Below are 19,398 nucleotides of genomic sequence, written 5' to 3' on the forward strand. Positions count from 1 at the left end.
ATGAGTTCGATAAAATCATTCTTTCGCAGCGTCGGCTGGCCGATCTCGCTGATGATCGGGTTCTTTGTCTTCATCGCGACCTTCGGCTCACTGGTCAGCCCTTATGACCCGAATACGCAAAACCTCCTTGCTCCAACTGAATCGTTTTCAGGAGTCTACTGGCTGGGCACCGACAACCTCGGGCGCGACGTGCTCAGCCGACTTATTGCGGGTGCCCAGACCACGCTCGTGGGTGTGACCATTGTCCTGTTTCTTGCCGGCATATTTGGAATGTTGGTTGGGACCATATCCGGCTATTTCGGTGGCTGGATCGACGAAATCCTCATGCGTATGGTCGACTTCGGCCTCAGTGTGCCTAGTCTCGTGGTGGCGCTGGCGATCGTTGGTGTATTCGGTCCTAGCTATTGGAATATGATCATTGCGCTGGCGATCGCCTGGACGCCAATCTATGCCCGGCTGACGCGAGGTGTGGTGGCGGCGGCAGTAAACCAGCCGCATATCGAAAGCCTTCGCGTTTTGGGCGCCAGCCGACTCAGGATCATATTCAAACATCTGGTGCCGGTCGCATTGGGATCCGTGCTGATCTACGCGAGCGCGGACGTCGGTATTTTGGCCCTCGCGATCGCTAACTTGAGCTTTCTGGGGCTCGGTGTGCAGCCGCCGCAAGCGGAGTGGGGACAGATGCTGGTTTCGAGCCTGCCCTATCTTGAAGAAGCACCGCGCCTGGTGATCCTTCCGGGGCTCGCGCTTACCATCATGGTCGTAGGTTTCAACCTGTTCGGCGAGAAGATCGCGCTGTCCAAGAACCCGCGCCGGATGACCAAGCGGAGCTTGGCCGCCCGCAAGAAACTGTTCATGAAGGAGATCGCGACATGAGCACTGGGAGTTCCCCAACACCTGCATTGCTCGAAGTCTCCAATCTGTCGGTGACGCTCCATACGGCGAGAACCAGCGTCAAGCCGGTCGATGGCGTGAGCTACCGTGTGAACGAAGGCGAGGTCCTGGCGATTGTCGGCGAAAGCGGCAGCGGCAAGACCATCCTCAACATGGCGCCGCTATCTCTGCTTCCGACGGGACTCGACGCTGAAATAGAGGGGACGGTGAAATTCAACGGCCTCGACATCCTGCGAGCGCCTGAGCAACAAATGCGCAAACTGCGTGGCGGCGAGATCGGCGTCATATTTCAGGATCCGTTGAGTTCTCTCAACCCGGTCCGACGCATTGGAAGGCAGATCGCCGAGGTCTCGGAATTGCACCTTGGCATGACTGCGGCGCAGGCCGACAAACGAGCCGCCGAACTGCTGGCGTTGGTCGGGCTACCCGATCCACTAAGCCGACTGCAGCAGTATCCGCACGAGCTTTCCGGGGGTATGCGCCAGCGCGTTGGCATAGCGATGAGCATTGCCGGCGAGCCCAAGCTCCTCATAGCGGATGAGCCTACCACCGCGCTCGATGTCACGGTTCAGGCTCAGATCGTGGAGCTGCTGAAAGACCTACAGAGGCGCCTGCAGATGGCCATCGTCATCATCACTCACGATTTTGGTGTGGTCTCCGGCATGGCGACCAAGGTGGCGGTGATGTACGCCGGCCGGCTGTCAGAACTGGGTCCGGTGGACGACGTGCTGATGACGCCGGTCCACCCCTACACCAAAGGTCTGCTCGGTTCAGTTCCATCGCTAAATGCAGACATTGGTTCGAAATTTATTGGTCTTCCTGGCCAGCCGCCAGATCTGTCTCGGTTGATACGCGGTTGTGCGTTCACGCCACGCTGCGCTTCGGCGCTGCAGAGCTGCAGCGCCACTCAACCGCACTTGCTTTCAGTACCAGGAGAGTCGTCGACGCACGTCGCCGCATGCCCGGTCATCATCAACAAGCTTGCGCGAGTGATGGAAGATGCCTGAGAACCTCATTGAGATCGTCGATCTCAAAACTCACTTTCGCGACCGCCACACAGGGGCTGAGATTAAGGCCTGTGATGGCGTGAGCCTGAAGATTGGCGCGGGCGAGATTGTAGGATTGGTCGGGGAGTCGGGATGCGGAAAATCGACACTGGGTCGCACGATCGTCGGTCTCGAGAGCGCCAAATCCGGAGAGATCCGATTCAAGGGCGAAAATTTCCTGGCTATGAGCGGCAAGCATTTGTTCGAACGAAGGCGCAAGATCCAATACATCTTTCAGGATCCGCTTTCCTCGCTGAGTTCCCGACAGACGATTGGTCAGGCGATCGATGAAGCGCTGCTCATCAATGGGGAGAACAACCATTCCGCGCGGGCGGCACATGTCAAAGAACTCTTGGACCAAGTGGGGCTGCCCGAACAGATAATGGAGCGCTATCCGCGCGAGATGTCGGGTGGCCAACGTCAACGCGTGTGTATCGCGCGATCGCTTGCTGCCAACCCAACCGTACTCATATGCGATGAGCCTGTCAGTTCGCTCGATGTCTCCATCAGAGCGCAAATCATGAACCTGTTTCTGAAGCTGCGCGATGATTTCGGAATGTCATGTCTTCTCATTGCGCACGATCTGGCCATCGTTCGCCAGGCCGCACAGCGCGTCTACGTGATGTATCTCGGCCGCGTCATGGAAGAAGGTGAGAGCGGCGCGCTCTATAGCCAGCCCGCACATCCGTATACACAGGCGCTGCTCAGCGCGGTCCCGTCGACAAATCCAGTTGAGGAGCGCGAACGTCAGCGGATCATTCTAAAGGGAGATGTGCCAAGCCCTGTGAATCCGCCGACCGGATGCCGTTTTCGTACGCGCTGCCCTGCCGTGCAAAGTGTTTGTGAGACATCGCCTCCGGTCAACAGCTTGTCGGAATCGCATCTCGCAAGTTGTCATTTCGCTGGTCGGATCAAAGCGGGTATCCTGCAGGAATACGACGTGAGACAAGTCGGATAAACCGGCGTGGGAGACGGAGAGGCCCAGGTTCTCCAATATTGATGCGTACTCGCGGCGCCGAATACGGCTTGGGGATCTCCATGCCAGTAGCCGGAGACCGGATTCCTCTGGTCGGCACAGTCGCAACGTTGCGTCGGCGCGATCGGTGCTTCAGTCGGCATTCAGCGGTACATACATCGGCTACTTGGGTTTCTCCTCAAGCTTTTCATCCCCGAAAGAATTGCCTCCCAGGTGCGGCTCGATATCCGAAGCTTGACGATTCTATCCCACATCCGCCTCACGTCCGCACCCTCAGCGCCTGCTCCAGCCTGTCGGCAATCTGTGTGACGATATAGGCAATCACCATGTAGATCACGACGGCAATCACGAAGGCTTCGAGGTAGTAGTAGTTCAGGGCGGCGGTCAGCTGGGACTGGGCGAAGATATCGACGACCTCGATGGCGAATCCGAGAGAAAGCGCCTTCATGATGACCATCATCGAAGTCGTCAGGTCGGGAATTGCGGTGAGGGCCACCTGGGGAAACAGGATACGTCGAAACAGTTGGCCGCCCGTATAGCCGAGCGAATGGGCCGCGTCCGACTGACCGGTGTCGAATGCATTCAGGGCTCCCTTGATAATCTCGGATTGGAACGCGGCGACACAGCCGGTAATCGCGACGACAAGAATGACCCAATTGGGGGTTTCGTGAGCGTTGAAGTTGATCCCGAGCAACGAGAACAGGAACTGAAATGCGGGCGGCAGACCGAAATAGGCGAGGAAAATAACGATGACCATTGGAACGCCCTTGAAGACGATCTTGTAAGTCATGATGAGCTCTCGCAGAACCGGCACCCGTCTGTATTCGATCAGCGCGAATATGCTGCCGACTATCGTCGACAGGACGAAAATCAAGAGTGCCATTCCAACGGTCACGGGTACGGCACTCAGAATTTCCTGCGTGTCCTGGAGCAAAATATCGGTATCAAACATGGTTGAATACCCTTACGTCAGACGCTCGCGAGGAGCTCGTTCTTGATCGGAGTTGTTGTCGTTGACTCTGGCGCTTGCATCGGTGATCGAAGCTCGAAGAAGCGCACGATGAGCCATGCGACCAGGCACATCAGCGAATAGATGACCGCCAGGACGAGGTAGGTTTCGAACTGGAACTGGTTGTAGTCGCGCTCCATGATCAAATGCGCAGTCGCCATGACGTCGGCGGCGCCGATGTACATGACCAGCGCAACGTTATGGATCAGGTAGATGACGGAGTTCCCGTAGCCCGGTAGTGCGAAGTGCACCGCTTGCGGGCCGACGACGCGAGTAATTTTCTGCCGGAACGTATATCCAAGGCTATCGGCCGCATCGTGCTGGCCGCGATCGACGGCAAGATATGCAGGCCGCATGACTTCCGACAGATATCCTCCATGGTAGAGGCTCAACCCCACCATGGCAGCCATCGTCGGCGAAATAAAATCTTTGGCGCCGAACAGGATCACCAACAGCGGAAGCCCATAAAACGCGACGAACAGCTGCAGGACGACAGGAACGCTCCGGGCATAGGACACGTAGAGGTCCACCAGGTGACTGATCAGTGGCACCCTGCGAACCCGGAGTGTTGTCGCGATGAGAGCCAGACAGAACCCGGAAATGAGGGCCGTAAACGTGATGGCGAGCGTCAGCGGCAGTGCCGAGAGCAACTCGGGAATCATAGCAGATACATCCACTTTGAAACGCTCCTTTTTGCAATTCAGCCTTGCCGCTGACTAGCGAATATGGCCCTCGACGGCCGTGCTATTTCATGTACTGGACGATGCCCTCGCCGAACCACTTCTGCGAGAGCTTCTCGATCGTGCCGTCGTCTTTCAATTCCTTGAGAACCTTGTTCACATCGTCAGCCAGAACCTTGTTCTCGTCTGATCTGTGGATCAGCATGTAGGTGTTGTTGCTGAACACTGGTTCGGACGCCACGATATCGAGTTTCTTTTGCTCGATGACGGTCTGCTCACCGAGATTGGACGGCAAGACGAGAGCGTCGAACTTACCGTTCTGAACTTCGTCCAGCCGGTTCGGGTAGGGAATGCCTGCACTCGATGCCGTGACATCGAGCTTGTATTGCGGGTTTTCTTTCTGCCAGTTCATGATGAACTTGTAGGTTCCACCGCCGGCCGTGGTCGGAACGATCCTCTTGCCGACCAGGTCTTTCATTTCCTTGATGCCGCTGTCTTTCTTGCTGTAGATCTTCATCAGGCTGGCGCCCATGGGATTTTCCGGAATGAAGAACTGCTTGGAGCGCTCGGGCGACTTGTAGTAGCCACCCACCGCGATGTCGTACTTGCCCGTAGCGAGACCGGTTTCCTGGGCAATGTCGGAGACGCCTTCCATTTCGAACTTGTATTGCGGCAGCTTTGCGTTGATCGCCCTCAGGAGATCGGGCTCATAGCCTTGCGGCTCGACGCCGATCGCGCCCCATGCCAGCGGCTTGGATTCGGCAGACGTCGCGATCTTGATTGTCCGAACGGTCTGGCCATAGCTGACCCCCGCCGTTGCAAGGGCTATTGCGATGCCGCCGACGACAGCCAGGGCATGACGACGGGAAAAGCGGGATGTGATTACAGACATTTCTTAGGTTCCCTTGTTGTTGGATTATTGAAAAGCGAGTTCTGACTGCAGGAATTGAGCAAGTCGTGGGCTGGAAGGCGCGTCGAAGATATCAGCCGGGCTGCCATCGGCGGCGACCACGCCACGGTCCATGAAGACGATCCGGTTGGAGATGTTCCTTGCGAATTGCATCTCATGGGTCACAAGCAGCGAAGTGATCCCTGACGAGGTGACGTCCTTGATCACCTTCAGGACTTCACCGACGAGTTCTGGATCCAGCGATGACGTAGGCTCATCGAAGAGTATCACGTCGGGACGAACCGCCAGGGCGCGCGCAATGCCGGTGCGCTGGAGCTGGCCGCCCGACAGTTGGGAGGGATAGCTGTCTCGCTTCGGGGTGAGGCCGACCCGCTCGAGCTCCCGCAAGGCGATCTCCCGCGCCTCGTCCGCGGACTTGCGCTGCACGACGACCAGTGGATCCATCACGTTCTGCAGGACCGTCATGTTCTTGAAGACGTTGAATTGTTGAAAGACCATCGCCGTTCGCAACCGGATCGCCTGGACAGCGACCTTGTCGGCACGCTGGTAATCCATCCGGATCTGATCGAACGCGATGGTTCCTGACGACGGCTTGGCCAGGTAGTTGATGCATTTCAGCAACGTGGTCTTGCCGGTGCCGCTGGGGCCGATGATCGAAACCACGTCACCCCGCTTTACCGAGAGATTGACGCCGTTCAGAACCTGCGTGCTTCCGTAAGACAGCTTTACATCTTTGAGTTCAAGCATTGCTGGTTGTCCCTTCGGAAAGTGTGAGACGGACTGCTTCGACCGCATGCGACATCATCACCCGCTCTCCGCATGGCCGAGAACGTGCATCAGCCGGTTTGCCCAGCCGAAGATCGATATGGCGTGGATCAGGTCGATAATCTCGCGGTCGTCCATGCCGACTGATCGAAGCGCGGCGATATCGTCTGCCGTTGCTTCCGACGGGGCCGCCGACAGGCGGCGGGCAAAACTGTAGATTGCCGCATCGCGTGGGCCGAGCGCTTCAGGTTTATCGAGATAGAGCGCGGTGACCACTTCGTCGTTCTTGGTCAGCTCTGCATGCCTGCGGGCGTGAACAACGGCGCAGAATTTGCAGCCATTGACGATGGACGCACCTAATGCACCAAGCTCGCGGTCAGGGCGGGCAAGCCCGCCTTCGACATACATGATGGCGTTGAACAAGATGGTGCGGGCAAGGTAGCTCTCAGGGTCATGCGCAAGGGTGCGCACATATTCCGAAACTTTCTTGGCTGATGGCGTGACCTTCATCGCTTCAAGCTGTTCCGGCGTGGCCTCGGATAGCTCGACCGGCGCTATGTACGGATGCCAATTCAATGGCTTCAGGCGCACCGCGGAAATCATGCCGTCCTCAACAATCGCAGGCCGGTTGCCACCCGCGTCTGGAAATTGACGAAGGCGATGAGCTCGGAAAGGGCGACGATCTGAGGATTGTTCAATCCAGCTTGGGCGAGCAGGGCGATGTGGCCCGCTTCCGCCTTTTTCGGTGTCAGCGTAATCAGGTCCACATGACGTGCGATGGTCGCCAATGGCTCTTCCAAATCCGTTTCCCCCTGGGCTAAGGCCAGAAGCTGCTCAGTCGGATCGAGCTGAGCCAGCTGCACATCAAATTCGGCCATCAGGACCGGATCGGCATTCAGAGCGGCCATGCGACGGGCCAGAGCAACCCGCAAATTAGGCGCAAGCCCTTGGTCGTTTGCTGGCTGCAGGACGGAGAGGCGACATTCCTCGGCCCCCAGCACGAATTCAGGCCGAAACCGACGCGCGCTGAAAAGCGCATCGTGCGGTGATAGACCGGCGGCCTTGTCCATTGCGTCGATCACAGCGCGGCCTCCTTCTCCAACAAGGGTGTTGAATCGACCCATTCGTCGCCCAGAAGTTCGGGCGTGTCGTAAGCGATCAGGTTGGCGAAGTGGGTTTCGACATCTTCGGCAAACAGCGATGCGGCAATGCCGCGGACCAAACGGTCGGCACCCGCGCTGACGGCTGGGATATCACCGGAGACCTTGCCGTGCGTCAGCATGGCGGCGTCGTTGAAGCAGTGGATATGCGACAGCATCGGGCAGGAGCCGGGGACGCGCTCACGAAACTCGAAGGCGGGACCTAGGTCCGGTGCGTCGGACATGCCTGCACGCGCCGGCCCCATGTCCGGTGTATATCGGCCATCCGACCAGGTGCGGATATGTGGCGCGATGGCTGCAAATTCCGGGCGGCCGTTGAAGTCGTTTGAAAAGCCGGTTGCCGCGATCAGGAAGTCGTAGCGCATCAGCCCCTGGGTGGTTTCGATAAGCAGGCCTCCCGCATCTTCCGTGACCGCGACGATGCCGCAGTCGAGAAAGAACCGGGCATTGGGGTGGCGAGAAACGCGAAGCGTCGATGAACGCGGCGGCGGCGTCTGGGTTGAGGCGGTGTAGTCGAAGAACTTCCACTTCCAGGCATCGGGCAATTGATGCATGCCGAGTACAACACCCGGACTGCCGATTCCGGTCAGCTTGTTGACGCGCGGCATTTCCTTGCGCCGGATCAACATGTCCACAGATCCGGCGCCCGCCTCGAGTGCGGTTGCGGCATTGTCCATGGACGAGGCACCGGCGCCGATGACCGCCACACGCTTACCTTGCAGCGCGTCGAAATCGATCTCGTCCGCAGAATGGGCCCAATAAGCGCGATCGATGCCCCTGAGGAAATCGGGCACGGCAAAACCGCCCAGACCAGAGCGGCCGGTGGCCAGAACGAGATGACGGGTGAGAACCCGGCCGGATTCCGCGCCTTCGATATCGATCGCAATCAGATCACCAACCGGTGCGACGCCGGTCATGCGCACGCCGTTGCGCACAGGCAGAGCAAGAACCTTGCGGTACCAGACCAGGTAATCCATCCACTGGCCCTTGGGGATTTTGTCCAGCGACCGCCAGGCGTCGACGCCCCATTGCGCCGTGAACCAGGCGCGGAACGTCAATTGCGGCAAGCCGAGCGACGGACCGTGCAGGGTCTTCGGCGACCGGAGTGTTTGCATGCGGGCAAACGTTATCCACGGTCCTTCGAGCCCAGCCGGCGCCGCATCATAGGCGACGACATTGGTGATCCCTGCCAGCACCAGCTTTGCCGTGGCAGCAAGTCCGCACATGCCAGCGCCAATGACCACGACATCACGGACCGGGGCGCCCTCATGCATGCGTGTGGGGACCCAGGGCTTGGCGGGCAGCTCGACAAAGTCGAGATCCTGCGCGAGCTGGGCTTCCAACGCGGCAAGGCCCGTCGATGCTGCCGGGGTGGGAGTATGCTTCATATTCCAGTTCCGTTATTTGTGCCCGACGCGGGATCGTTCACCAATTGGCTGGCCAAAGCTGGATCGAGCTTCTTGAAACCGACGATCGACCGTTCAGCCACCGCTTCGACCGCATCCATCAGCGCCTGCGCGACTGGGCGAAGGGGACGTTTTGAGGCAGCCACAACGCCCCAATAAAAGAGAACGGTTACATCGATCGGGCGAATGACGACCCCAGGCAGGGCGACGCCATAGGCCGTGAGGGGATCGATGACGGCCGCGACACCAGTATGGCGCACGATCTGCAACGCGCCGTAGGCAGTATTGGTCCGGATCACCGGGCCGGTGTCGATGCCCCGGGCAGCGAGTGCCTTGGCGACATGCAACTGAAACCGCAGCGGATTGAGCAACGTAGCCACGCGACGACCCGCAAAAGCCGAAAGCGGTATGACATCAAGTTCAGCCAGCGCATCGTCCTCCCGCACGGCAGCAACATCAGGCGCCGAATAGAGCCGTAGGACATCCAGACCGGGCGTATCGAGCGGCAGGCTTGAAAACCCGATCTCGGCACGTCCGCTGCGCACTTCCTGGGCGACGATCGAGGGAAGAAACTGCCCGAGATGCGTCTCGTGCGGAAGCTCGACACCCTTGAGCTCGGCCAGGGCCGCCGGGATCAAGCCGGTGCCGATCGCGGAGGTTGTGACAATCTGCAGGATCCGCCCACGGCCGGCGGCGATCATCTTGGCCCGCGCTGCAAGTTCGGTGAAAGACATCAACAATCGCCGCGCTTCCTCCTCGAATGCGACACCCTCTTCAGACAGCTGCACCCGTCGACCGATCCGATGCAGCAATTCGAAGCCAAGTTCGGCCTCGAGCTCCTGAATGGTGCGTGTCACCGAAGGTTGGGAACGCCCGAGCATGTCAGCCGCCTTGGTAATGCTGCCGCTGGCAGCAACCGCAAGGAAGGTCTGAAGGTCCCGGGTTTCCATGTTCTCCCTACATGCGTAATTCGTATGATTGACATCGTCTCATTCATTTTTGATATATGTCAAGCGGAAACTAATAGTCGTTGCGGCGTTTGCCGGCTCAGAGCCGGAGTCCTGATCGAAACGGCTGATGGCAACCGACGTGACTTCAATTCGGATCCTCCCGATGAAAAAACTTGTAGGCGGGGACGGCAAGGATTCTCGAACCATAAAGCCGGCGACAGGAGGAATGTTATGCGCGTGAGTATTCTGGGCGCTGGAGCAATTGCCTATGGCCTTGCGGCCTATTTGGCACAATCGGGACATACGCCAACACTTTGGTCACCGTCGGGAGACCGCACCAGAACGTTGGCGACTGGCGAATTATTGAAGGCGACGGGGGATATCGAGGCGACGGTGCCGGTGCGTATTGCCAATGATTGTAAAGATGCCATCGATCACGCGGATGTGGTGGTGATCGCGCTTCCCGCTTACGGCCACAAGATAGTGATGGATGCCGCCGTCCCTCACCTGGCAGATGGTATTCCTGTCATCGTCAGTTCGCACAGTTCGTTCGGCGCGCTGTATCTCTCCAAGCGGTTAGCCGAGCGCAAGGTCAGGTTGCCGATCGTCGTTTGGGGCACAACGCTCTTGACCGGCCGCCAGCTCGGACCAGCAGAAGTCCAGGTCACTTCCATTCGCCAGAAGCTTGATGTTGCGACGCTGCCTTTCGATGCGCTCGATCAAGGGTACAAGCTTTGCACGGCCTTGTTCGGCGATCGTTTCGTCAAGCGCGATGGTCTGCTGGCAATTGCGCTCAGCAACCTCAATCCGCAGAACCATCTGGGAATTGCCCTTCTCAATCTCACACGAATGGAGAAGGCCGAGCGATGGAGCCAGGGGGGAAATGTCACTCCTGCCGTTGGTCGCTTCATCGAGGCTCTGGATGCCGAACGATTGGCCATAGCTGGCAATTTCGGTATCGCGGTTCGTACCGTCCAGGAACATTTTTCATTGTCGTTCCACGTCCCCATGAGCACCGTTTCGGAAATGAACCTGGAGATGGATCGCCAAGGTCGTGGCGGCTTTGGCCCGACGACTATCGAGAGCCGCTATATTCTCGAGGACGTTCCGTTCGGCCTGTTACCAACCGCAGTCCTGGGGAAGATCAGCGGAAATCCGGCGGTTCTCCATGAATCCGGAATTTCCATATTGTCGGCGGCTTATGGCCGGGATCTCAAGGGAGATAATGATATTCTTCCTGGGCTCGGCATCGAGAAAATGACAAAGACGGATCTTGAAGCCCTTTGCCGCAAGGGGTTTTGAGCGCGCTCGCGGCCAATGCGGCGTGATTACGCTTTGGGGAAGCTAGCGCGACGCTCCTGTTACATCATTGCGAGCTGATTCTAACCAACGACATCCGAAGGGGACCAACACAGGTTGGATATTATCAAACTGTGTTGGTCCGAGTTGGCTATTTCACCTGCTTGATCTCCCCCGGCGCCAAACGGCGCCGGATAAGACGTGCCGTATCGATCACATCATGCGTTTGATGTCGGTGTACGCGCCATTCGTCTTCAGCGTCACGGTGACGTCGGCACCGGTGCGGTTGCGCCAGAACCAACCGTGATTGCCGTCAAAGGCTGCCTCAAGTACGCCCTCGTCCTCTGCAGCACCGCGTCCCTTCTCGTATGAGATGCTTTCGCCGCCGCCGTCACCATGGGTGTCGAAGTTCACCGCCGCGCCATTGGCTGTCCAAGAGTAGTTTGCCTTTGCGCCCTTGGCCATGACGAGCTTGATCTCAGCTCCTTCGCCGGGCTTGAGGGTGACCGACATTTCGTCCGTCCGCAGTTCCTGGGCAGAGGCGGAACCAATCACCAGTTCAGCGAAGACGCGCTCCAGAAGACTCGACCGCTGATCTTGGCCTGGCACTGCGGTCGGCGTGCCGTTTTGCAATTCGCGAAGGCGGTCTTGCTCGGCCTCTTCGGCGAGTTGTGTCTTGATCTCGCCCATCTCGGTGAGCTCGAGCGCTCGCCCAACGCCGGTGGGATCGATGGCGTATTCGGCCGGCAGCACGATGGTCACAAGGATGGCCGCTGCCGCGACAATGGCGATGAGGGTAGATCGGAGGAGCTGCATGGATGTCGGCAGTTCAGCGCGGGTCGGGATGTCTGTGTTGTACATGGGAGAATTCCTTTTTTGATCTTTACTTGGAGGTTCAGGAGACGACCCAGCCGGTGAGCTGATAGCCGATCAGCACAAACCCGGCGGTCATCATGATGGTGTTGGCGGTGTATGCGTGGCGCCAGAAACTGTCGGTCCGGCGCCAGTAGCCCATGACGATAAGGATAGCAGCGAGCGCGAGAAGCTGACCGACCTCAACGCCGACGTTGAAGGCAAGTAGGTTGGGCACGAGCCCGTCGGGCGAGATGTTGTATTCGATGATCTTCGTCGACAGGCCGAAGCCGTGGAAAAAGCCGAAGATCAGCGTCGCGATCTTGGTGTTCGGCTGGAAGCCGAGCCACCTCTGGAAGGCACCCATATTGTCGAGCGCCTTGTAGACGACCGACAGGCCGATGATCGCGTCGATGATGTAGCTGTTGATGCCAACGTTGAAATAGACGCCAAGCAGCATGGTCGTGGAATGGCCGAGCGCGAACAGGCTCACATAGATGCCAATGTGCTTCATCCGGTAGAGGAAGAAGATCACGCCGAACAGGAACAGGACGTGGTCGTATCCCGTCACCATGTGCTTGGCGCCGAGATAGATGAAGGGCAGCAGATTGATGCCCGTGATCTCCTGGATATAGCCCTTGTCGCCTTCGGCAACGGCATGGGCGAGGGCAGTCCCCCCAAGCAATGGGAGGGTCAGGAGAGCAATGAGCACAGGAAGGGCCAACCGCCAGCGCGCGCAAGGCGTGCGTGGCGGACCCTTGTAGAAGGATCCTTGCATGAGAATTCCAATCGTCGTCGTTGAGGATGGCCGCGCGTGCGGCCGCGATCATGCGATGACGATCTGCCTGGGAGGGCGCTCAAGCCGGAAACGGATTTCGAGGTCGGCAAACGAAGGCGGGTAAACCAGCCAGCTCCGGCCTATCGGCGGTGCTGGCTGCGCGAAGCCCGGAAGCGTGCTCGCCGTTTCATGGGTGTGGTCGGCCGGATTGTGGCCGTGGGTATGACCAAAGCTCTGCTCATCGGCTTCGCCATCGTCATGGCTGTGGCCGTGTTTTTCGATCTGTGCTGTCAGCTCTGCGTGACGCGCTGCCTCGGCGGCAGCGAGCGCAATCGGGCTATGCGAGGCCGAACTACCCACTGGGGAGAGCAGCACGCCGAGAGTCATCGCGCACGCGACGATGAGACGAAAGGCTGTGCTAGGGATCCAATTCGGCATGCTTAACGATTATTCTCTAAAATCCTAACGAATGGTGGCATGCACCAGAATCGAGGCCACTTTGAGGCTTGGAATATCCTCTCTGGGGGGATAGCATCAAGGGCATGAATGAGCGTCCCCACGTCCACGAAACCCATCCTGCCATCATCAAGCGGCTGAAGCGCGCCGACGGCCATCTGCGCGGGATCGTCGAGATGATCGAGGCCGGGCGACCGTGCCTCGACATCGCCCAGCAACTTCATGCCGTGGAGAAGGCCATCGCCCAGGCCAAGAAGACGCTGATCCAGGACCACCTCAACCACTGCCTTGAGGACGTCGTCGGACCGCTGGCGCTCGAGCAGCGCCGCTCGATCGACGAGTTCAAGGATATCACCAAGTACCTGTGAGAAGCGCCATGATGGACAAAGTGCGCGATTGGTTCGGGTTCGGCCCGATGACGCAAGGCATGGGCGGCCACGGACATGATCACGGCGAGGGCGGCCATGGCCACACGCATGGCGTCATCGACCCGACGATCGCCACGACGACGCGCGGCATCTGGGCGATCAAATGGTCATTCGTCGTTCTGGCCATCACGGCGGCGCTGCAGTTGGTGGTCGTGTTCCTCTCCGGCAGCGTGGCGCTGCTGGCCGACACGATCCACAATGTCGGCGACGCGGTCACCGCCATCCCATTGTGGGTCGCCTTCATGCTGGCCCGTCGCAAACCGAGCAAGACGTTCACCTACGGGCTGGGCCGCGTCGAAGATCTGGCCGGCATTCTGATTGTCCTCATCATCTTGTTCAGCGCCATCGTTGCCGGCTACGAGGCGATCGACCGGTTGATCAATCCGCAGCCGATCGCATTTCTTGGCTGGGTCGCCATAGCCGGCATTATAGGTTTCTTAGGCAACGAGGCCGTTGCAGTGTTCCGTATCCGGGTCGGCCGCGAGATCAACAGCGCGGCGCTGATCGCCGACGGCTACCATGCGCGCACCGACGGCTTTACCAGTCTGGCGGTTGTGCTGGGTGCTATCGGCGTATGGCTGGGGTTTCCGCTGGCCGATCCGATCATCGGGCTCTTGATCACGGTGGCCATCTTCGCGATCGTCTGGCAGTCTTCGAAGGCAGTCCTCACGCGCATGCTCGACGGTGTCGAGCCCGGCATCGTCGATGAAATCCATCATGCCGCCGAGCATGTGTCCGGTATCGAACGTGTCCAAAGCGTGCAGGCGCGCTGGATCGGCCATCGCCTGCATGCCGACGTCGCCATCAGTGTCGCCGACGCGGCGACGGCCAAGGACGTGATGGGCGTCACCGAAGCCCTCAAGGAGGAACTGTTCGCCCACTTGCCGGCGTTGGCTGAAGCGAATGTTCGTCTGGAGAGTTCGGCCGGGTCTGCCGCGACGGGCACGGAACCCTCTCACTCACATGGTCATCATGCGCCGGAGCCCTTCAAGGTCGACTGCGATCTGGCTGCCGGGACATTGGAAATCGTCGACACGCCGGCTGGCGAGCGGATGCGGCTGACCATCGACCGGCATGCCGACGATCTGATGGCAACGGTGATCATCGATAGGCCTGGCGGGCCGGAGACGCTTCGCCTCGAACCCGTCGCCGACAACCATCATCGCCTTGAGAGCACCGTGGCTCCTGCTGAGCCGCATGAGTTCCAGGCGAGGCTGGTCTTGGCCGCGAAGGGTCGCGAGCAGGTGCTGCCGTTCAAAATGGTCGAGCCGGAAGGCCACCATCACTGAGATCAGGCCCGCCATTCAATCGCCACGGATCAACGACCCATCGCTCCTCCAAGAAGACAGACATATGCTGCAAGTCCTTGCCAATCGCACTTATCGCCATCTTTTCCTGGCCCAGGTCATCGCCCTGATTGGCACTGGCCTTGCCACCGTGGCGCTCGGGCTGCTGGCCTATGACCTTGCCGGCGCCGATGCCGGCGCGGTGCTCGGCACGGCGCTTGCCATCAAGATGATCGCCTATGTCGGCGTGGCGCCCGTTTCCGCCGCGTTCGCCGAGCGCCTACCACGCCGTACCATGCTGGTTTCGCTCGACCTCATCAGGGCAGGGGTTGCCGTATTCCTGCCCTTCGTCACCGAAGTCTGGCAGATATATCTTCTCATCTTCATCCTGCAGTCGGCGTCAGCCGGCTTCACCCCGACCTTCCAGGCTTCGATCCCTGACGTGCTGCCCGAAGAGAAGGACTACACGCGGGCGCTGTCGCTGTCGCGGCTTGCCTACGATCTGGAGAGCGTGGTCAGTCCGATACTGGCGGCGGCACTGCTTTCCGTCATCAGCTTCCATAGCCTGTTCGCAGGCACGGTCATCGGCTTCCTGGCGTCGGCCGCGCTGGTGGTGTCGGTGGTTCTGCCGAGCCCGAAACCCTCTGAGCCGCGCGGCATTTACGAGCGCACCACACGCGGCATCCGTATCTATCTGGCGACGCCGAGATTGCGCGGCCTGCTGGCGCTCAACCTCGCTGTCGCCGCCGCCAGTGCCATGGTGATCGTCAACACGGTCGTGCTGGTTCAGGCAAAATTCGGCCTTTCCCAGAGCGACACGGCACTTGCCCTTGCCACCTTCGGTGGCGGCTCGATGATCGCGGCGCTGGTCCTGCCGCGGCTGCTGGACAGCATCCCGGATCGGGTTGCGATGTTGTCAGGCGCCGGCCTGCTGGTTGCCGGCGTGTTCGCAGGGCCGTTCGCCATCAGCTATCAGCTGCTCTTGCCGCTCTGGTTCGTGCTCGGGCTGGGCTATTCGCTGGCGCAGACCCCGTCTGGGCGGCTGATCAAGCGCTCGGCCGATCCCGTCGACCGGCCGGCATTGTTTGCCGCGCAATTCGCGCTTTCGCACGCCTGCTGGCTCATCACCTATCCGATCGCCGGACTCGTCGGCGCGGCGATGGGCCTGCCCTTCACCTTTATCCTGCTTGGCGTCATTGGCGCCGCGGCACTCTTTGCCGCGATGTGGTTGTGGCCGCGTCACGATCCCGACGTTCTCAGCCACGCCCATGACGATCTGTCTGACGGGCATTCGCACCTCGAGGACGCCGTCTGGACCGAAGCAGGCTTCGAGCATGCGCATGGTTATGTCGTTAACGATAGGCACCCAAAATGGCCGAAAGCGAGCTGAGCGGCCCCAATGCTGGGAGATGTTGGTGCCTTCGGCGCGCTGTTCCTCACCGCGTTCGCCGCAGCGACAATTCTGCCGCTGCAGTCAGAGGCGGTGCTGGCCGGCCTGCTGCTGACCGGAAGCCAGTCACCGGCGGCGCTGATCCTGGTCGCGACGATCGGCAACGTGCTTGGTTCGGTTGTCAACTGGCTGCTCGGCCGCTGCATCGACCGCTTTCGCGACCGCAAATGGTTTCCGGTCAAGCCCACTGCGCTCGATCGCGCCGCGGCGCGCTACCGCCGTTACGGATGATGGAGCCTGTTGCTGAGCTGGGTTCCCGTCATCGGCGATCCGCTGACGATGATGGCCGGTGTTCTGCGCGAGCCGCTCTGGAGCTTCGTTGCGATCGTCACGATGGCGAAAGCCGGCCGCTATCTCGCGCTCTCGGCGGCGGTGCTGAACTGGCTGTAGGCCGCAACCGCGACCAAGTGGGTCGCTGGGGTAAAACTCTCAAACGGTTTTCCGACTTTATGTCTTATGTCTATACAAATTAGCAAGCGTGCACATGATCGTTGCCAATCAAACAAAAAGGGGAACTAACATGATGACTCTCGACCGCCGCAATTTCCTGGCCTCCACAGCCGGCCTGGCCTTCATTGCCGCGTTTCCGCGCGCCGCGTACTCGGAGGGGCATGAAACGTTGAAGGTCGCCATTGCCGCCGAAACCGGCGATCTCGACCTGCTGCAAAACGTCTCCACGCTGAGTTCCTACACGGTCGTGTTCGACGCCCTCATACACTATGGCCAGGACGGCGCGCTCGAGCCCGGGCTCGCCACCAAGTGGGCTGTCGCCGACGACCAGCTTTCGATCGCCTTCGACCTGCGCGAAGGTGTTGCCTTCAGTGACGGCACACCCTTCGATTCGACCGCCGCCGAATGGAATCTCAAACGCTGGCTGGGCGTCGCGGATTTCTCATGGATCGGTGTGTCCGACGGATTCGACAGCATCGTCACCGATGGACCCAGCAAGTTGACGATCAAGCTGAAGCGTCCGGTGCCCGCCGCCTTGCTGGAGCTCACCATCGTGCGTCCGGTGCGCTTCCTGTCGCCGAAGGCTGTCGACGCCGGCGGCAAGCAGACCGCTCCGGTCGGCACCGGACCGTGGATCGTCGAAAGCTACGATTCCTCCGGCACCGTGCTGGTGCGCAACGACAAATACTGGGGCGAGAAGCCACTGTTTGCTCGCATGGAGCTGAAGGTGGTTCCCGACGAACTCGCCCGCGCCAACGCCCTGCGTTCCGGCGATCTCGACGTGATCGGCGGCGACTGGGTGGCGACGCTGTCGCCACGCCGCGCCCGCGCGCTTGAAAAGGACGGTATGAAAGTGGTGGCCGAGGCCGGCACCGCAACCATGCTGCTCGGTTATTCGCCGAAGGCCAAGATGATGGCCGACAAGGCCGTGCGCGAGGCCATCTATGTCTCGGTCGACCGCGCCGCGATCGCCAAGGTGTTGTTCGAAGGCTACGCAGATCCGGCGGCGGATCTCTTCCCGGCCAACGTGCCTTCGTCGGGCAAGCGGCATGACGTGCCGGTACGCGACGTCGCCGCGGCCAGGAAAATCCTTGCCGATGGCGGTTGGAGCGAAAGCGGAGGCGCCTGGAGCAAGGAGAGCGCGCCGCTGGCGATCGATTTCCTCGTATCGGAGGAATCGCTGCCGGGTTCGCGCCGCATCGCCGAGATGATCCAGGGTCAGCTGTCCGAGGTCGGCTTCCAGGTTCAGGTCTCGTCAGTCGACAACGCCACCATGCACGACCGTCGCCCGGCGTTCGAATATGATCTTGCCTTCTTCACCACCTATGGCGCGCCCTATGATCCGCACGGCACGCTCGGCAACGCGTTCGTATCCACCGCCGACAGCGGGCCGGACGGCAAGATCTATGTTTCCCCGGAGCTTGATGGCGTGGTCAAGGCCGCGCTCGAAGCGAGCGGCGACGAACGCGAAGCCAAGATGCAGGCGCTCTACGACTGGCTGCACGACAACCGGGCGATCTGCCCGCTCGTTGTCAGCCAGCGGCTGTGGGCGCACAATCCTCGCGTCGAGAACTTCGCGCTTCCCGCGACGGACTACGACCTGCCGTTCAAGGCGATCACGCTGAAGGCCTGAACGCCTCGAACCTCCTGGGGGAGTTCCGATGAGACGCACGATTCTGCGAAGGATGTTGCTTGCCTGTCTGCTTGTCGTGGCGGCATCGGCATTGACCTTTACCCTGGTTGCCGCGGCGCCGGGCAACGTCGCCGCGCTCATGGCCGAGCGTGCGGCAGGCCCGGGCGCGGATGCCGAAATGATCAAGAAGATCGGCGAGGACCTCGGGCTCTATGATCCGCTGCCGGTCCGCTACGGCCGATGGCTTTTCAGCGCCATCACAGGCGATCTCGGCGTCTCGCTGCGCACCGGCAAGCCGATCGCGCAGGAATTCGCCGCCAGAATCCCGATGACGGCGGCGCTGCTTGCGGGCGGCGGCATTCTCGCCTTTTTCCTGTCGCTGGCGCTCGGCGTTGCCGGTGCGGTCAGCAATGGTGGCGCGTTGGACTGGTTCCTCCACGCCTTCTCGCTGGTCGGCGCCTCGACGCCGAACTTCTTCGTGGCGGCGCTGCTGGTCATCGTCTTTTCGGTGATGCTGGGCTGGCTGCCCACCTTCGGCGTCAGCGGCTTCACCTCGTGGCTCTTGCCGTGGGTGACAATCGCCCTGTTTCCGGCATCGGTGCTGAGCCGCGTCGTCCGCGTCAACCTCCAGGAGGCCATGTCGCGACCCTTCGCCACGACGGGCTTCGCGAAGGGCTACACGAGGACACAGGTGCTGATGCGCGAGGCTCTGCCCAACATCGCCATCCCGTTCCTGACCACCTTCGGCGCCCAGTTCACGCTGATGATCATCGGTTCGATCGTGGTTGAAACCGTGTTTGCGCTGCGCGGCGTCGGCGCCTTCTTTATCGATGCAATCCGCTTCCGCGACTTCGTCGGCATGCAGTCGGTTCTGTTGCTGTTCGTGGTGTTCTTCGTTGTCGTCAACCTGATGGTTGACGTGATCTGCATGTTTGTCGACCCGCGCATGCGTAGGGCGAGAGGAGCTTGA

At 60.2% G+C, this 19,398-nt stretch carries 20 protein-coding genes and 1 pseudogene; 10 read left to right on the forward strand and 11 right to left on the reverse strand.

Features of this window, described 5'->3' with window-relative positions:
- The 3 genes from NKL06_RS23790 to NKL06_RS23800 are packed head-to-tail and all read left to right on the forward strand — an operon-like array spanning position 1 to position 2,898.
- Positions 1–876 (forward strand): ABC transporter permease, encoded by an 876-nt coding sequence (locus NKL06_RS23790; RefSeq protein WP_023683335.1) that lies wholly within the window; start codon positions 1–3, stop codon positions 874–876.
- A complete protein-coding gene (locus NKL06_RS23795; protein ID WP_031202375.1) occupies positions 873–1,901 on the forward strand; it encodes an ABC transporter ATP-binding protein in 1,029 nt (342 codons plus the stop codon). The genes NKL06_RS23790 and NKL06_RS23795 overlap by 4 nt, the downstream gene beginning before the upstream one ends.
- Positions 1,894–2,898, forward strand: coding sequence for an ABC transporter ATP-binding protein (locus NKL06_RS23800; protein WP_023686268.1), 1,005 nt, complete (start codon positions 1,894–1,896; stop codon positions 2,896–2,898). The genes NKL06_RS23795 and NKL06_RS23800 overlap by 8 nt, the downstream gene beginning before the upstream one ends.
- Before the next feature lie 277 nt (positions 2,899–3,175).
- On the opposite strand, the gene NKL06_RS23805 is transcribed toward NKL06_RS23800, so the two are convergent.
- The 8 genes from NKL06_RS23805 to NKL06_RS23840 all read right to left on the reverse strand — a co-directional run bounded on the left by NKL06_RS23805 (position 3,176) and on the right by NKL06_RS23840 (position 9,796).
- Positions 3,176–3,868 (reverse strand): amino acid ABC transporter permease, encoded by a 693-nt coding sequence (locus tag NKL06_RS23805; RefSeq protein WP_023669865.1) that lies wholly within the window; start codon positions 3,866–3,868, stop codon positions 3,176–3,178.
- Positions 3,869–3,885: 17 nt separating this feature from the next.
- The gene (locus NKL06_RS23810; protein WP_023686267.1) at positions 3,886–4,602 is read right to left on the reverse strand and encodes an amino acid ABC transporter permease; all 717 of its coding nucleotides are present in this window, start codon (positions 4,600–4,602) and stop codon (positions 3,886–3,888) included.
- Between the two features lie 67 nt (positions 4,603–4,669).
- Positions 4,670–5,497, reverse strand: coding sequence for a transporter substrate-binding domain-containing protein (locus tag NKL06_RS23815; protein ID WP_023669867.1), 828 nt, complete (start codon positions 5,495–5,497; stop codon positions 4,670–4,672).
- 24 nt (positions 5,498–5,521) lie between these two features.
- Complete coding sequence (locus NKL06_RS23820) at positions 5,522–6,262, reverse strand: amino acid ABC transporter ATP-binding protein (protein WP_023669868.1); 741 nt, start codon at positions 6,260–6,262, stop codon at positions 5,522–5,524.
- 57 nt (positions 6,263–6,319) lie between these two features.
- Positions 6,320–6,883, reverse strand: coding sequence for a peroxidase-related enzyme (locus tag NKL06_RS23825; RefSeq protein ID WP_023669869.1), 564 nt, complete (start codon positions 6,881–6,883; stop codon positions 6,320–6,322).
- Complete coding sequence (locus tag NKL06_RS23830) at positions 6,880–7,362, reverse strand: CMD domain-containing protein (protein ID WP_023669870.1); 483 nt, start codon at positions 7,360–7,362, stop codon at positions 6,880–6,882. The genes NKL06_RS23825 and NKL06_RS23830 overlap by 4 nt, the downstream gene beginning before the upstream one ends.
- Complete coding sequence (locus NKL06_RS23835) at positions 7,359–8,828, reverse strand: NAD(P)-binding domain-containing protein (protein ID WP_023686266.1); 1,470 nt, start codon at positions 8,826–8,828, stop codon at positions 7,359–7,361. Before NKL06_RS23835 ends, NKL06_RS23830 begins: the two co-directional genes overlap by 4 nt.
- The gene (locus tag NKL06_RS23840) at positions 8,825–9,796 is read right to left on the reverse strand and encodes a LysR family transcriptional regulator (RefSeq protein WP_023669872.1); all 972 of its coding nucleotides are present in this window, start codon (positions 9,794–9,796) and stop codon (positions 8,825–8,827) included. The genes NKL06_RS23835 and NKL06_RS23840 overlap by 4 nt, the downstream gene beginning before the upstream one ends.
- 231 nt (positions 9,797–10,027) lie before the next feature.
- Between NKL06_RS23840 and NKL06_RS23845 the strand changes: the two genes are divergently transcribed.
- On the forward strand, positions 10,028–11,098 hold the full coding sequence (locus NKL06_RS23845) for an NAD/NADP octopine/nopaline dehydrogenase family protein (protein ID WP_031202372.1): 1,071 nt from the start codon (positions 10,028–10,030) through the stop codon (positions 11,096–11,098).
- Positions 11,099–11,308: 210 nt separating this feature from the next.
- On the opposite strand, the gene NKL06_RS23850 is transcribed toward NKL06_RS23845, so the two are convergent.
- Genes NKL06_RS23850 through NKL06_RS23860 form a run of 3 tightly spaced genes read right to left on the reverse strand, consistent with a single transcriptional unit; the run spans position 11,309 to position 13,163 of the window.
- The gene (locus tag NKL06_RS23850; RefSeq protein WP_023691679.1) at positions 11,309–11,956 is read right to left on the reverse strand and encodes a hypothetical protein; all 648 of its coding nucleotides are present in this window, start codon (positions 11,954–11,956) and stop codon (positions 11,309–11,311) included.
- A gap of 34 nt (positions 11,957–11,990) precedes the next feature.
- Entirely contained in the window at positions 11,991–12,725 is a 735-nt protein-coding gene (locus NKL06_RS23855) for a HupE/UreJ family protein (RefSeq protein WP_031202371.1), read from the reverse strand.
- Between the two features lie 48 nt (positions 12,726–12,773).
- The gene (locus tag NKL06_RS23860) at positions 12,774–13,163 is read right to left on the reverse strand and encodes a hypothetical protein (RefSeq protein ID WP_156939128.1); all 390 of its coding nucleotides are present in this window, start codon (positions 13,161–13,163) and stop codon (positions 12,774–12,776) included.
- A 104-nt stretch (positions 13,164–13,267) separates the two neighbouring features.
- On the opposite strand from NKL06_RS23860, the gene NKL06_RS23865 reads away from it, so the two are divergent.
- The 6 genes and pseudogenes from NKL06_RS23865 to NKL06_RS23890 all read left to right on the forward strand — a co-directional run bounded on the left by NKL06_RS23865 (position 13,268) and on the right by NKL06_RS23890 (position 19,398).
- Positions 13,268–13,549, forward strand: coding sequence for a metal-sensing transcriptional repressor (locus tag NKL06_RS23865; RefSeq protein WP_023669876.1), 282 nt, complete (start codon positions 13,268–13,270; stop codon positions 13,547–13,549).
- Positions 13,550–13,557: 8 nt separating this feature from the next.
- Positions 13,558–14,898 (forward strand): cation diffusion facilitator family transporter, encoded by a 1,341-nt coding sequence (locus NKL06_RS23870; RefSeq protein WP_023686263.1) that lies wholly within the window; start codon positions 13,558–13,560, stop codon positions 14,896–14,898.
- Between the two features lie 64 nt (positions 14,899–14,962).
- Positions 14,963–16,285 carry an MFS transporter gene (locus NKL06_RS23875; protein ID WP_023691678.1) on the forward strand — a complete coding sequence of 441 codons (1,323 nt, stop codon included), beginning with the start codon at positions 14,963–14,965 and terminating at the stop codon, positions 16,283–16,285.
- Between the two features lie 9 nt (positions 16,286–16,294).
- Positions 16,295–16,735, forward strand: a pseudogene (locus tag NKL06_RS23880) (YqaA family protein).
- Positions 16,736–16,865: 130 nt separating this feature from the next.
- A complete protein-coding gene (locus NKL06_RS23885; protein ID WP_023686260.1) occupies positions 16,866–18,428 on the forward strand; it encodes an ABC transporter substrate-binding protein in 1,563 nt (520 codons plus the stop codon).
- 28 nt (positions 18,429–18,456) lie between these two features.
- On the forward strand, positions 18,457–19,398 hold the full coding sequence (locus NKL06_RS23890) for an ABC transporter permease (RefSeq protein WP_023686259.1): 942 nt from the start codon (positions 18,457–18,459) through the stop codon (positions 19,396–19,398).

This window comes from Mesorhizobium sp. C268A (assembly GCF_040324475.1).
GTDB lineage: Bacteria > Pseudomonadota > Alphaproteobacteria > Rhizobiales > Rhizobiaceae > Mesorhizobium.

Excerpts from the sequence above, each read along its gene's own strand:
- NKL06_RS23790 (WP_023683335.1), top strand. The coding sequence starts at position 1 with ATGAGTTCGATAAAATCATTCTTTCGCAGCGTCGGCTGGCCGATCTCG.
- NKL06_RS23795 (WP_031202375.1), top strand. The coding sequence starts at position 873 with ATGAGCACTGGGAGTTCCCCAACACCTGCATTGCTCGAAGTCTCCAAT.
- NKL06_RS23800 (WP_023686268.1), top strand. The coding sequence starts at position 1,894 with ATGCCTGAGAACCTCATTGAGATCGTCGATCTCAAAACTCACTTTCGC.
- NKL06_RS23805 (WP_023669865.1), bottom strand. The coding sequence starts at position 3,868 with ATGTTTGATACCGATATTTTGCTCCAGGACACGCAGGAAATTCTGAGT.
- NKL06_RS23815 (WP_023669867.1), bottom strand. The coding sequence starts at position 5,497 with ATGTCTGTAATCACATCCCGCTTTTCCCGTCGTCATGCCCTGGCTGTC.
- NKL06_RS23820 (WP_023669868.1), bottom strand. The coding sequence starts at position 6,262 with ATGCTTGAACTCAAAGATGTAAAGCTGTCTTACGGAAGCACGCAGGTT.
- NKL06_RS23825 (WP_023669869.1), bottom strand. The coding sequence starts at position 6,883 with ATGATTTCCGCGGTGCGCCTGAAGCCATTGAATTGGCATCCGTACATA.
- NKL06_RS23835 (WP_023686266.1), bottom strand. The coding sequence starts at position 8,828 with ATGAAGCATACTCCCACCCCGGCAGCATCGACGGGCCTTGCCGCGTTG.
- NKL06_RS23840 (WP_023669872.1), bottom strand. The coding sequence starts at position 9,796 with ATGGAAACCCGGGACCTTCAGACCTTCCTTGCGGTTGCTGCCAGCGGC.
- NKL06_RS23845 (WP_031202372.1), top strand. The coding sequence starts at position 10,028 with ATGCGCGTGAGTATTCTGGGCGCTGGAGCAATTGCCTATGGCCTTGCG.
- NKL06_RS23850 (WP_023691679.1), bottom strand. The coding sequence starts at position 11,956 with ATGTACAACACAGACATCCCGACCCGCGCTGAACTGCCGACATCCATG.
- NKL06_RS23855 (WP_031202371.1), bottom strand. The coding sequence starts at position 12,725 with ATGCAAGGATCCTTCTACAAGGGTCCGCCACGCACGCCTTGCGCGCGC.
- NKL06_RS23860 (WP_156939128.1), bottom strand. The coding sequence starts at position 13,163 with ATGCCGAATTGGATCCCTAGCACAGCCTTTCGTCTCATCGTCGCGTGC.
- NKL06_RS23865 (WP_023669876.1), top strand. The coding sequence starts at position 13,268 with ATGAATGAGCGTCCCCACGTCCACGAAACCCATCCTGCCATCATCAAG.
- NKL06_RS23870 (WP_023686263.1), top strand. The coding sequence starts at position 13,558 with ATGATGGACAAAGTGCGCGATTGGTTCGGGTTCGGCCCGATGACGCAA.
- NKL06_RS23875 (WP_023691678.1), top strand. The coding sequence starts at position 14,963 with ATGCTGCAAGTCCTTGCCAATCGCACTTATCGCCATCTTTTCCTGGCC.
- NKL06_RS23885 (WP_023686260.1), top strand. The coding sequence starts at position 16,866 with ATGATGACTCTCGACCGCCGCAATTTCCTGGCCTCCACAGCCGGCCTG.
- NKL06_RS23890 (WP_023686259.1), top strand. The coding sequence starts at position 18,457 with ATGAGACGCACGATTCTGCGAAGGATGTTGCTTGCCTGTCTGCTTGTC.